The 12,783-nt window shown below is 57.9% G+C and carries 12 protein-coding genes; 5 read left to right on the top strand and 7 right to left on the bottom strand.

What is annotated here, in order from left to right:
• Nucleotides 1-76 precede the first annotated feature (76 nt).
• The 5 genes from ACR0AJ_RS15395 to ACR0AJ_RS15375 all read left to right on the top strand — a co-directional run bounded on the left by ACR0AJ_RS15395 (nucleotide 77) and on the right by ACR0AJ_RS15375 (nucleotide 5,749).
• Nucleotides 77-1,606: an ABC transporter ATP-binding protein gene (locus ACR0AJ_RS15395; protein ID WP_480663340.1), complete on the top strand. Its 1,530-nt coding sequence runs from the start codon at nucleotides 77-79 to the stop codon at nucleotides 1,604-1,606.
• Between the two features lie 3 nt (nucleotides 1,607-1,609).
• Entirely contained in the window at nucleotides 1,610-2,704 is a 1,095-nt protein-coding gene (locus tag ACR0AJ_RS15390; RefSeq protein WP_170350593.1) for an ABC transporter permease, read from the top strand.
• The gene (locus ACR0AJ_RS15385) at nucleotides 2,704-3,714 is read left to right on the top strand and encodes an ABC transporter permease (RefSeq protein WP_170350594.1); all 1,011 of its coding nucleotides are present in this window, start codon (nucleotides 2,704-2,706) and stop codon (nucleotides 3,712-3,714) included. The genes ACR0AJ_RS15390 and ACR0AJ_RS15385 overlap by 1 nt, the downstream gene beginning before the upstream one ends.
• 344 nt (nucleotides 3,715-4,058) lie before the next feature.
• Nucleotides 4,059-4,979, top strand: a complete 921-nt coding sequence (locus ACR0AJ_RS15380; protein WP_170350595.1) for a sulfite exporter TauE/SafE family protein — start codon at nucleotides 4,059-4,061, stop codon at nucleotides 4,977-4,979.
• 2 nt (nucleotides 4,980-4,981) lie between these two features.
• Nucleotides 4,982-5,749: a TIGR02186 family protein gene (locus ACR0AJ_RS15375; protein ID WP_170350596.1), complete on the top strand. Its 768-nt coding sequence runs from the start codon at nucleotides 4,982-4,984 to the stop codon at nucleotides 5,747-5,749.
• A gap of 3 nt (nucleotides 5,750-5,752) precedes the next feature.
• Here the strand turns inward: ACR0AJ_RS15375 and ACR0AJ_RS15370 are convergent, their stop codons facing one another.
• The 7 genes from ACR0AJ_RS15370 to ACR0AJ_RS15340 all read right to left on the bottom strand — a co-directional run bounded on the left by ACR0AJ_RS15370 (nucleotide 5,753) and on the right by ACR0AJ_RS15340 (nucleotide 12,662).
• Nucleotides 5,753-6,481: an SDR family oxidoreductase gene (locus ACR0AJ_RS15370; RefSeq protein WP_480741264.1), complete on the bottom strand. Its 729-nt coding sequence runs from the start codon at nucleotides 6,479-6,481 to the stop codon at nucleotides 5,753-5,755.
• A complete protein-coding gene (locus tag ACR0AJ_RS15365) occupies nucleotides 6,478-8,010 on the bottom strand; it encodes an ATP-dependent DNA helicase (protein ID WP_480741263.1) in 1,533 nt (510 codons plus the stop codon). The genes ACR0AJ_RS15370 and ACR0AJ_RS15365 overlap by 4 nt, the downstream gene beginning before the upstream one ends.
• Before the next feature lie 60 nt (nucleotides 8,011-8,070).
• A complete protein-coding gene (locus tag ACR0AJ_RS15360; RefSeq protein ID WP_480741261.1) occupies nucleotides 8,071-8,709 on the bottom strand; it encodes an acyl-homoserine-lactone synthase in 639 nt (212 codons plus the stop codon).
• Between the two features lie 84 nt (nucleotides 8,710-8,793).
• A complete protein-coding gene (locus ACR0AJ_RS15355) occupies nucleotides 8,794-9,513 on the bottom strand; it encodes a helix-turn-helix transcriptional regulator (RefSeq protein ID WP_170361413.1) in 720 nt (239 codons plus the stop codon).
• Entirely contained in the window at nucleotides 9,452-9,670 is a 219-nt protein-coding gene (locus ACR0AJ_RS15350) for a hypothetical protein (protein ID WP_170350439.1), read from the bottom strand. The genes ACR0AJ_RS15355 and ACR0AJ_RS15350 overlap by 62 nt, the downstream gene beginning before the upstream one ends.
• A 206-nt stretch (nucleotides 9,671-9,876) precedes the next feature.
• Nucleotides 9,877-11,163: a crotonyl-CoA carboxylase/reductase gene (gene ccrA / locus ACR0AJ_RS15345; RefSeq protein ID WP_170377733.1), complete on the bottom strand. Its 1,287-nt coding sequence runs from the start codon at nucleotides 11,161-11,163 to the stop codon at nucleotides 9,877-9,879.
• Between the two features lie 110 nt (nucleotides 11,164-11,273).
• Nucleotides 11,274-12,662: a 1-acyl-sn-glycerol-3-phosphate acyltransferase gene (locus tag ACR0AJ_RS15340; RefSeq protein ID WP_480741258.1), complete on the bottom strand. Its 1,389-nt coding sequence runs from the start codon at nucleotides 12,660-12,662 to the stop codon at nucleotides 11,274-11,276.
• Nucleotides 12,663-12,783: the final 121 nt, after the last annotated feature.

Genomic DNA, 12,783 nt, shown 5'->3' with positions numbered 1-12,783 from the left:
GGGCGGGGGTTGATCCTCCGCCTCATTCCCACTTGGCCGCAGCGTTCGCGGCCTTTTCGGCAATTGAGGACACGACATGACAGTCCCCGCCATTGAGCTCAAAGGGATTTCCAAAGCCTTTGGGCCGGTTCAGGCCAACAAAGACATTTCCATCAGCGTCGTCCCCGGCACGATCCACGGGATCATCGGTGAAAACGGTGCGGGCAAATCCACGCTGATGAGTATTCTCTACGGTTTCTACAAAGCCGACAAAGGTGAGATTTGGATCAACGGGACCAAGACCGACATCCCCGACAGTCAGGCGGCGATTGCGGCGGGCATCGGGATGGTGTTCCAGCATTTCAAGCTGGTTGAGAATTTCACGGTTCTGGAAAACATCGTTCTGGGCGCCGAAGATGGCGGGCTGCTGGCTCCGTCTTTGTCCAAGGCTCGCAAGGAACTGAAAGAGCTGGAAGAAGAATACGAGCTGTTCGTTGACCCAGACAAGCGCATTGACGAAATCGGCGTGGGGATGCAGCAACGGGTCGAAATCCTCAAAGCCTTGTATCGCAAAGCAGAGATTTTGATTTTGGACGAACCGACCGGCGTTCTGACCCCGGCCGAGGCCGATCAGCTGTTCCGCATTCTCGACCGTCTGCGGGCCGAAGGGAAGACGATCATTGTGATCACCCACAAGCTGCGCGAGATCATGGAAAACACCGATACAGTCTCGGTGATGCGGCGCGGGCAGATGACGGCGACAGTCAAAACCGCCGAGACCAGCCCCGAGGAGCTGGCCGAGCTGATGGTAGGCCGCAAGGTTCTGCTGCAGGTCGACAAGGTTCCTGCAAAACCCGGCAAACCCATTCTTGAGGTCGAAAACCTGCGCGTCTTCGATTCAGCGGGTGTTGAGCGGGTCAAGGGTATCGACTTGACGGTCCGCGCGGGTGAGATCGTCGGCATCGCCGGTGTTGCGGGTAATGGCCAGTCGGAACTGCTTGAGGTTTTGGGCGGGATGCGGCCTGGAAAAGGGTCTATCAAGCTGAATGGTGAACCGCTGGCGCTTAGTGGGCATGGGTCTGACGGTCAGGCGCGGCGTGCGCAGCACATCGCTCACGTCCCCGAGGATCGTCAGCGCGAGGGCCTGATCATGGATTTCCACGCGTGGGAAAACGTGGCGTTCGGCTATCACCGCGACCCTGCCTATAAACGCGGTCTGTTCATGGACAATGCCGCCCTGCGCGCGGATACCGAGCGCAAGATTCAAAAGTTCGATGTGCGCCCGCCCAATGGCTGGCTGACCGCCAAAAGCTTTTCAGGCGGCAACCAGCAGAAAATCGTCGTCGCGCGCGAGATCGAGCGGAACCCCGACCTGTTGCTGGTCGGCCAGCCGACACGCGGTGTGGATATCGGCGCGATCGAATTCATTCACAAACAAATCGTCGCCCTGCGCGATCAGGGGAAGGCAATCCTGCTGGTCTCGGTCGAGCTGGAGGAGATCTTCTCGCTGTCCGATCGGATAGCGGTGATGTTCGACGGACATATTATGGGCGAACGCCTGCCCCATGAGACAGATGAAAAAGAACTGGGCCTGCTGATGGCCGGTGTTGCGGAAGAGGCCGCGTGAAGCATGGATAAAATGCCCAAATGGGCCGATGTCGTTCTGATCCCACTGATCAGTCTGATATTGGCCGCGATCCTTTCGGCGCTGGTTATTCTGGCCATTGGTGAAAACCCGGTTGAAGCGGTGAATCTGATGGTTACCGGCGCGCTGGGGTCGACTTATGGCTGGGGCTATACGCTCTATTACGCGACCAATTTCATGTTCACCGGGCTGGCGGTAGCTGTGGCGTTCCACGCGCGGCTGTTCAACATCGGCGGCGAAGGCCAAGCCATGCTGGGCGGGCTTGGCGTTGCCATAGTGTGTCTGTACATCGACTGGCCGCATTGGAGCATTGCCCTGCTGGCCGCCTGTGCGGCGTCGATGCTGTTTGGGGCGGCATGGGCCGCGATACCGGCCTATCTGCAAGCCAAGCGCGGCAGTCATATCGTCATCACCACGATCATGTTCAACTTTATCGCGGCGGCCTTCCTGAACTATATGCTGGTCAATGTGATGCGCCCGCAGGGCTCGCAAGATCCTGCAACTGCACGCTTCCCCGAGGCCGTGCATCTGCCGACCTTCCAGTCGATGTTCTCGACCGCTGAAAACGCGGTGTTCAAAGGTGCGCCGGCCAATATCTCGTTCTTTGTCGCGATCCTGGCCTGTTTCGTGGTCTGGGCGCTGATCTGGCGGACGCGGCTGGGGTATGAGATTCGCGCCTATGGTCATTCCGAAACCGGCGCTGTTTATGCCGGTATCTCGCCCGTACGCATCACTATCGTCGCCATGCTTATCTCGGGTGCGTTGGCCGGGTTGATGGCGACCAACAACGTGATGGGAGAGGCTGAACGGCTGGTACTCAACTCGACCGAAGGTGCGGGTTTCATCGGGATTGCCGTGGCGCTGATGGGCCGATCGCACCCGTTCGGCGTGTTTGTGGCGGCCCTTTTATTCGGGTTCCTGTACCAGGGCGGTGCCGAATTGGCGCTGTGGACCTCGATCCCGCGTGAGCTGATCGTGGTTATTCAAGCGCTGGTGATCCTGTTTACCGGGGCACTGGACAACATGGTGCGCATGCCGCTTGAGAAACTGTTCCTCGGTCTGCGGAAGGGGGCCGAGTGATGGAGATTTTCGTAACACTCATTCAGGTTTTTGATTCAACGATCCGCCTGGCAACACCGCTTTTACTGGCGTGTCTGGCCGGGTTGTATTCGGAACGCGCGGGTATTTTCGACATCGGGCTGGAAGGCAAGATGTTGATGGCGGCGTTTTTCTCGGCGGCGATTGCGGCAGTGACCGGGTCTGTCTGGTTGGGCCTGCTGGCGGGAATCGGATCCTCGCTGATTTTGTCCGGCTTGCACGGGCTCGCTTCGATAACCTTCAGGGGCAATCAGCTGATCTCGGGCGTTGCCATCAACTTTCTGGCCTCGGGCCTGACCGTTCTGATTGCGCAGAGCTGGTTCAAACAGGGCGGGCGCACGCCTTCTCTCTTTGGCGGTGGACGGTTCGAATCTGCAGAGTTTCCTTATGCAATCGGCCCCGAAGATGCTGAACTGTCGGGGAAACCGGTTTCTGAACTGATGTCTGACACCAATTCGTTTCACATGGTGTATTCCGAACTACTCTCGGGTCATTCGATATTGGTCTATGTGGCGTTTCTGATGGTGCCATTGACATGGTGGATTCTGTATCGCACCCGGTTCGGCTTGCGCCTGCGCGCGGTGGGTGAAAATCCGGCTGCGGTGGATACCGCCGGTGTCTCGGTTGTCGGCCTGAGATTTGCGGCCGTTGCCATCTGCGGCGTGCTGTGTGGGATCGCCGGGGCCTATCTGGCCACTGCCCTGCAGGCCGGGTTCGTCAAAGAAATGACCGCCGGTCGCGGGTTCATCGCTTTGGCCGCGCTGATCTTTGCGAAATGGCGGCCTTGGCATGCGATGTGGGCTTGCCTGCTGTTCGGTCTGTTACAGGCGATTGCGCTGCGTTTCCAGAACATCGACCTGGGCGGCGTGGTTATCCCGGTCCAGGCCATGGACGCCCTGCCATATATCCTGACGGTGGTTATTCTGGCCGGGTTCGTAGGCAAAGCCGTCCCGCCACGCGCCGGTGGCGAACCCTATGTGAAAGAGCGCTGATAAGTCCAGTTTAAGACTCATTTCAGTCCTGTTCGCTGCAGAGCGGCATGCAGAGTTGATTTTGCATGCCGCAACCGCTCTAAGGGGGTATGTGTTTGTTTCCTGTGATAGCCAAGATCGGATTCGTTCCTGTCACGGTGGCAAACGCTCAAAAACGTCTCGGTTCCGGGGTCCGTTTTTCAATTCAGCCAGATCGGCTTGTCGGTCACGCAGCCCGCGCGATCGGCAGGTTGGTATTCGCCATACGGCCGCATTGCGCGCGCAGTATTAAAGCCTCATCCCTGTGGTATGAGACGGGCCGGATCACTTTGTGTGACGCGTCTGACCTCATCCGGTAAATACACATGCAGATCTACCTTCCAATCGCCGAAGTCTCCGTCAACGCCTTTTTGCTGCTGGGGCTGGGTGGGATGGTTGGCATCCTGTCGGGCATGTTCGGTGTAGGCGGCGGGTTTTTGATGACGCCGCTGCTGTTCTTCATCGGCATCCCCCCCGCTGTCGCCGTCGCAACCGAAGCCAATCAGATCGTCGCCTCGTCCTTTTCCGGTGTATTAGCGCATTTTCGACGAAAGACCGTAGATCTGAAAATGGGCACGGTCTTATTGATCGGGGGCTTAATGGGTGCGGCCCTTGGGGTGGTGGTGTTCAACTATCTCAAAAGCCTGGGCCAGGTCGATCTGCTTGTCACGCTATGCTACGTCGTCTTCCTTGGCGTCGTTGGTGGCCTGATGTTCATTGAAAGCTTGCGGGCACTGCGCAAGGCCAAAAAGGGCGGCGGCGCACCAGCAAAACGGCGCCAGCGTGGCTGGGTTCATGCGATGCCGTTCAAAATGCGCTTTCGCACTTCGGGCCTGTATATCTCGGTCATTCCCCCAATTCTGGTCGGGCTTTGCGTCGGTGTACTGGCGGCCATCATGGGCGTCGGCGGCGGCTTTATTATGGTGCCTGCAATGATCTATCTACTGGGCATGCCCACCAAGGTGGTGGTTGGAACATCCTTGTTTCAGATCATCTTCGTGACCGGCTTTACCACCATGTTGCACGCAACCACGAACTATACGGTTGATGTTGTTCTGGCCGTTCTGCTGCTGGTCGGCGGTGTCGTGGGCGCGCAGATTGGCACGGTGATTGGCGCGAAGATGCCCGCCGAGCAGTTGCGCGTTTTGCTGGCAGCCCTGGTTCTGGTGGTCTGCGGCAAGCTGGCACTGGACTTATTGATCGAACCATCCGAGCTGTATTCCATTGGCAGCGAAGGAGGGCACTGATCATGCTGAAACGCTTGATTGCCCTGCTGGTTTTCTGCTGCTCGCCAGCTCTTGCGCAAGAAGAGCAGGTGGTGCTGGGTCTCAGCCAGGACCGGGTCGCCATTACCGCGACATTCGATGGTTCTGAAATCCTGATCTTCGGTGCCGTCAAACGAGAAGCACCGATCCCCGCCGGCCCACCGCTTGAGGTGATCGTGACTGTGGCCGGGCCGTCCAGCCCAGTGACAGTCCGGCGCAAGGAACGCAAACTGGGCATCTGGGTCAACACTGACAGCGTTCTGGTCGACCTTGCGCCAAGTTTCTACGCCGTCGCCACAAGCGGGCCGCTGGATAATATCCTTTTGGACACCGAGGACCTGAGATACCGGATTTCAATCGAACGCGCCATCCGATCGGTCGGGGCGGCCATGCATATCCGAGGCGCGCAGGATTTTGCAGATGCCGTGGTGCGCATTCGCGAGGATGAGGGGCTGTATTCCATTCGCGAAAACACAGTGGCCGTGGATGAGCAAACCCTGTTCCGCACCTCAATTGCAATGCCTGCCGACCTGACCGAAGGCGACTATGCTGCGCGCATCTTCCTGACCCGCGGCAAAGAGGTGATCTCGGAATTTGAGACAACCATCGACGTGCGCAAAGTGGGGCTGGAGCGGTTTTTGTACAACATGTCCCGACAGCAACCTGTGTGGTACGGGCTGATGTCACTGGTCATTGCGATTGCAGCGGGCTGGGGGGCGTCGACTGCGTTCCGATTGCTGCGTGAAAACTAACCTCTAACCGCGCCCGATATAGGGCATCGTTGTTGCCATCACGGTCATGAACTGCACATTCGCCTCGGGCGGCAGGGTCGCCATATGCAGCACCGAGCGTGCTGCATCTTCAACCGCCATGGTCGGGTCGGGCGTCTGACCGGCCTCAACCGCGGCATCCACCAGTCCCTGTACCATCTGCGTGCGCGCGTTGCCGATGTCGATCTGACCGCAAGCAATTCCGAGGTCCCGCCCGTCCAGCGACAGACTGCGGGTCAGACCGGTGATGGCATGTTTCGTGGTCGTGTAATGCACCGAGTTCGGGCGCGGCACATATGCGGCAATCGAGCCGTTGTTGATGATGCGCCCGCCCTGCGGCGACTGGTGGCGCATGATCCGAAAAGCCTCGCGCGCGCATAGGAACATGCCGTTCAGATTGACGTTGACGGTTTGATACCAATCCTCCAGCGCGATCTCGTCGATGGTTCCGCCGGGCGCAAAGATGCCCGCATTGTTGAACAACGCGTCCAACCGGCCAGCCTTTTCCTGAAACGCGCCAAAGGCCGCATGGACCGCATCCGCGTCCGTTACATCCGCAACCAATGGGATCGCGTTTGTGCGATCCTTGGCCATCTCTTGCAACGTATCGGCACTGCGCGCCAACAGGCCCACTGTCCAGCCTTCGTTCAAGAACAATTCCGCCGTGGCCCGCCCAATGCCCGAGCTTGCGCCGGTTACTATGATGGATGTCATGTATCTTCAGCCTCCAATGTCAAGGACGCCGCCGGAACCGCGCGCAGATCATCCACACGCAGCGGATGGGTGGGCTTGGCCAGACGGTTGCGCACAACCCAGATCAACCGCTCTTGCGCGCGGGTGATGGCGACATAGGCCAGCCGCTTCCAAAGCGGCTGCCCGGCCTCGGTTCGGCCCATGCGGGCGGCGGCGTAAATGTCCGGTGCAAAGACCTGTACCGTGTCCCATTGCGAGCCCTGCGCCTTGTGAATGGTTACCGCCGCGCCATGCAGAAAGGTGGCACCCATGCGGGCGGCGAAGGGGATAAAGGGTTCTTCTTCATCTGGTTTTTCGATCTTGACGATCGAGGCCGCACTGACCTGTGGGTCCTCGGCGCCCATCACGTGCAGGCGTGAAAAGCCCGGCTTGCGCCCCGGTCCCAAATAGATGACTTGCGCGCCTTTGATCAGCCCGCGCGCCTCAAGGTCCAAACGTTTCTTGCGGTGTTTCAACGGCAGTTCGATGCCATCACAGATCAGTGGTTCACCTTCCAGCAGCTCGGTCTCCGGCGCGCCGTGAACTTGCCGAAACGCCTGAATCAACCGAATGCGTGTGGCGTTGCGCCAGACCAGAACCGGGCTGCGGGCCATCAGATCAACCTCGACCCGCTGACCCCAGACCACGCGGTCATCCTGACAAGCGGTTTGTTCTATAAGACGTTCGAAATCCTCGAACCCCATCTTGGGGTCCGCCAGCGCGTGGGCCAGATCCAGGATAGGATTGTCCGCCTCTTGCCGGTGGACCCGGTGCAGGATCTGTTTGCGCGGCTCAGGCAAAGCGTCAAACACCATGCTGCCCGATTGATTGACGGGGGCCAGCTGCGCAGGGTCACCAAATAACAACAAGGTCGGAAAAATCTCTTGCAGGTCCTCGAATTGCCGGTCGTCCAGCATCGAGGCCTCATCGACGAACCCGATATCCAAAGGCTCGTCCCGACGTTTCCAGCCGGTGATGAAATCGGACCCGCGCAATCCGGCGGCGGCCAAGGCACCAGGGATCGATTTATTGTTCGCATAAAACGCCGCTGCCCGGTCCAACGCCTCGTCCGTCAGACCTTCAATCTCGGGGCGTTCGTCATTGCCCGCCAGCCATTCGGCGATGCGTTCATATTCCGGGTCATAAACCGGGGTATAAAGAATGCGGTGAATGGTCGTTGCAGGGACCCCGCGCAGGCGCAACACGCTGGCGGCCTTGTTGGTGGGGGCCAGGATCGCAAGGCTACGCTTTTCCTTGGCTTTGCGGCTTTCGAAATCACCAGACACAATCTGAACACCGGTTTCGGCCAAGGCTTTGTACAGCTCGGCCAGCAACAAGGTCTTGCCTGAGCCAGCTTTGCCGATCACCGCCATCACACCGGATTTGCCGTTGCCCGGCAATTTCAGCAGGGCATCATCATCCAGATCAACACCGGCTGATCGCAGCATTTCAGAGATGCTGTCATAGGCGGCGGCTTGGTCGTCAGAGAAGGTCACGGGGGGCAAAGACATGGCGCGACCCTACAGGGCCGCGCCAGCTATCACCAGAGAGGGATTGGGCTTTTCGCCTGATCAGGCCGACAGAGAAAAGCGATGCTGCCGTCCGATCCCGAATGCCGTCTTGAACCACAGCCGCGACAGCTCTCGCGGGATCCCCGCGCGTTCGGCCACGCGGTTGCAATCATCGGCAGAATAGGGCCACAGCCCGACCGAAATCTGATCACGCCCATGCCCTTCGGTCCCCAGAACCACCGGGGACGATCCAATCAGGCGGTAAATCCGAATCATGCGTGCATCAAAGACTCCGGCGATATGGGTCAGGCCGAACCCTTCCATCATCTCACCGCCGCTTAGCATGATGGCGCCCGCGGTGTGCGAGCTGGCCGTGCGCGACAGGCAGAACCTTGTGACCTCCCAAATCAGCGGGCTGCAGACTGGTTTGCCACCGGTCAGATGGCCGAACACCTCGTTCACCATGACCGGGCCGGTGGTCGGCAACACGCGCATTGAGCCTCCATGACTGCCGTCTTCTTCTTCCCAGATGACATAAAGCGGGTTCAGATCGTCATACCGATCCCGCTCTTCCCCTTTTTTGTTAACGTGTACGTCCCAACCCAACCGGGTTTTGAACTGATCCGCGCGATCCCGGAACATCCCTTCGGCCAGATCCGGAAACTTGTGCAGCTCATCCGCATACAAATAGCGCAACATGACTTTTTTCCCCTTGTCGTCCTGTGCAGGAACGAAGGGGGTACAAAGTCATAGTTAATTTCCCGTTCTGAGGGCGCGCGCCTCTTAAACCACTATTAATCCTCGGCTGAGCGCTGTGGCGATGGCGTGAGTGGTGTTCTGCGCCCCAAGCTTCGCCCGGGCGCCTTCGATATAGACCCGTAGCGTATGTTCAGAGATAGACAGCGAATGGGCCACCTGGGCCCGGCTGTACCCCAGTGCCAGCAAGGTCATCGCGTCGACTTCGCGTGGCGACAGACTGCGGGCAGAGTCGGGCTGTCGGTCAACTTCGAATTCCAGCGCTTTGCGGTTGAAATAATGCGCGATCAGGATCAGCTCACGACCATGACGCTCGATGAAACGCTGCCAGGTTTCATCATCACAGGTATGGTTGACCGTAAACAAGGCGAATTGCCCGTTCGGTCCCCGGATCGGGATGGAATAGCCTTGATTGCCGACACCGTGGCTTTGTGCGTCTTGCAGAAATGCCTTGGCCACTTTGCTGGACCAATCCAGCGTTTTCCAATCGACCGGGTGGAACCGCTGAAAGCACCCCAGGATTACCGGATCAATGCGGTGATAACTCTTTTCCAGATACCGCTCTGCCCAGGCATCGGGATAGGTCGTATAGCCGTACTGATCCCCGGCACCATCGACCCAGTGGTATATGAGGTGCTCGACTTTCAGCCGGTCACGCAATCGGATTGCGACGCCACTTAATTCATCAAGCGTGCTGGTGTTTTCCAAGTCCTCCAGGACTTGGCTCATATCGAGTATTTTTCCCATCCGCCGGCGTCCGTACCTCAGCCTTCATGGACGCGATCTCGGCTGCGGCGATCAGCTTGGTGTCGTCCAGCTGTTCGGCCAGCGCGATCATACCATTCTCAACGGCGAAGGCGTTGAGGTCCGACAACACGTCCAGTATCCACTCATTCTGCGCCATCAGGGTCTCTCCGAAACGGTTAACGAAGGGTTAACACAACCATAACATGTGCAGTATTTTTTTGCCTATTCGCTGCTTTCTACTCCCCCAAAACAGTGGGGTTAATACCTATAACCCCTTAAAATAAATAGACTTACCCTTGAAAAAGTGACGCCCGCGAACCGTTAACACGATTCGCGGGCTCCATTACCTGATTTTGGTGCGGCTCAACCGCGGGCGTCCAAAACCTCTTCCAGTGTCCGCATTCCGGTCTGCGGAGCTTGAACCAAGACCGACATGTTGCCCGGTTTATGCTCGTTGCGCATCATCTTCATGTGTGCATCGGGTAGTTCATTCCACGAGAACACCTCGGACATGCATGGGTCCAGGCGACGCTCGACCATCAGCTGGTTCGCAGCAGCTGCTTGTTTCAGATGCGCAAAGTGCGAACCCTGCAGACGCTTCTGGTGCATCCACATATAGCGCACGTCGAAGGTCAGGTTATAGCCGGTGGTGCCGGCGCAGATCACAACCATGCCGCCCTTTTTCACCACGAAGGTCGACACCGGGAAGGTGCTTTCGCCGGGGTGTTCAAACACCATGTCGACATTGTTGCCCTTGCCGGTAATGTCCCAGATGGCCTTTCCGAACTTGCGTGCTTCTTTGAACCAATCGGCATATTCCGGTGTGTTTACTGTGGGCAATTGGCCCCAGCAGTTAAAGTCTTTGCGGTTCAGAACACCCTTAGCACCCAGACCCATTACAAAGTCACGTTTGCTTTCGTCCGAGATCACGCCGATTGCGTTTGCACCCGCAGTGTTGATCAACTGGATTGCATATGAGCCCAGACCACCCGACGCACCCCAAACCAGAACGTTCTGGCCCGGCTTCAGATCGTGTGGTTCGTGACCGAACAGCATCCGGTATGCGGTGGCCAGCGTCAGCGTGTAGCAGGCGCTTTCTTCCCAGGTCAGGTGCTTGGGGCGCGGCATCAGCTGCTGTGCCTGAACATTAGTGAACTGAGCGAACGACCCGTCCGGCGTCTCATAACCCCAGATCCGCTGGCTGTCCGAATACATCGGATCGCCGCCGTTACAGGCTTCGTCGTCACCGTCATCCTGGTTGCAGTGGATTACGACTTCGTCGCCCACTTTCCAGCGCTTGACCTTGTCGCCTACGGCCCAAACGATGCCCGACGCATCCGATCCAGCAATGTGGAACGGCTGTCCGTGACCATCAAACGGGCTGATCGGTTTACCCAACGAAGCCCAGACGCCGTTGTAGTTGACGCCAGCGGCCATCACCAGAACCAGCACCTCGTGGCTGTCCAGCTTGGGGACATCGACCACTTCGAGCTGCATGGCCGTGTCCGGCTCGCCATGGCGTTCCTTGCGGATCGCCCATGCATACATTTGTTTCGGGACAAACCCCATCGGAGGGATTTCACCCATCTCATAGAGGTCTTTTTCCGGTGCCTCGTACGACGCGATGCCGCTATCGGTGTCCAGAGCCATGTTGGCCTCCTTTTCTAAAATCCTTGCCGCAACGCAGAATCGGCGGCTTTACCCGATGAGTATTTTCCATCGAGCAATATTGCAACCCATTTTGAGTTCATTTTGTAATTTTATGACCCAGCGGGTGCAGAAATTTCTTTCGCAGGCGCAGAAATCACCTGTTCCGCATCCAGCGGCGCCGAGGCTGCATAATAGTTCAACAGGTCAACTCTTTGACCCGACGACGATAATTTCCCGCCCTCGCGTTTCAGAATGCGGCGATCCACCAATTGCTGAATACTAGCCTCGATTGCACTGTGCTCCAATGGTGTAGAACTTCCGTTGCGTCGCAGCAGTTGGTCTATCAGCGCCACCGCGTCTGTTTCGGCAATTTCGCCCTTTTCACGCACCAACCAACACGTAGCAGGCCCCGGAACCAGCGGAATCGCTTTACCAATGCCCACCATCAAGTCCCGCGCCAGATCGGTCATCAGGTTGGTATTGTGGTCCGCCCGGAACGACTGCAGCGAAACAGGCTGGCCGTACCGCACCGAAGCCACGCCGAAGCGCTGATAACGACCTACCAACCGTCGGCCGACCTGTTTGATAATCCACCAGGCGATGACCCCGATCCTGGCCCGAAACCTGCGTTCATTTCCCAGCGCCGCTTTGGTCAGGATTGTATCCTCTAGCACGCGGTCATAATTCAGCGCGACGGGTACAAAAACAACGTCCCTACCGTCGGGGGTGGTGGCATCAATGATGTATTTGAGCAGCCCCAGCTTTGGCCGACCCAGTGCGCCGGTCAAGCTAAGACCGCCCTCGGGGAACATAGCTTGTGTCACGCCCGCTTCGGTCGCGTGCCGCACATAGCAAGCCAGCACCTGCCGATAAAGCTCACTGCCCGATTTGCGGCGGATAAAGTAGGCACCCATTGCCCGGATCAAACGGCTAAGCGGCCAAACGCGCGCCCATTCCCCAACCGCATAAGACAGCGCAGATTGTTGCGCCGCCAGATAGGTCACCAACACATAGTCCATATTGCTGCGATGGTTCATGACGAAAACAACCGTCGCCTCTGGGTCAATGTTGCGCAGGGCTTTTTCGTCCATATAGCTAAGACGCACGTTATAAAACGCGTTGCTCAGCATACGAGTCAGGCGGATGGCGATGCTGAAATAGGCTACCGCTGAAAAGGACGGAACGATTTCGCGCGCATAACGACGGGCCGTTTCAAAGGCCACGGCCTCGGGAACACGTTCCTCGCGTGCAAAGTTCTGAACCGCCTGCCCGACCTGCGGGTCATAAATCAGCCGCTGAATCATGTCATGTCGATGCGCCAGCTTGAACGGCTGGATGGGTCGCTGCAGGCGTTTGTTCAGGCGTTTGACTGCCCGCTCAAGCCGGCGGCGAAAAAACCAGCGCACCGAAGGAAACAGAAAATGCGAGGCCAGAGTGACCGCGGCAAACACCACGATCAGCAAAAACAGCCAAAGCGGAAGTTCCACGGTCTGAGTCATGCACGCACCCTGCCACCAAACCAGGCCACCTACAATCTGAAGAACCTGAAATGCCGCGACGCAGCGAATTGACATATCCCGAAAATTGCGCTTTAGAGGCCAGTGACGTAATTTTCTTGCC

The sequence above is a fragment of the Ruegeria sp. CJ9 genome (assembly GCF_056536625.1).
This window is presented reverse-complemented; position numbering and strand designations above follow the sequence as displayed.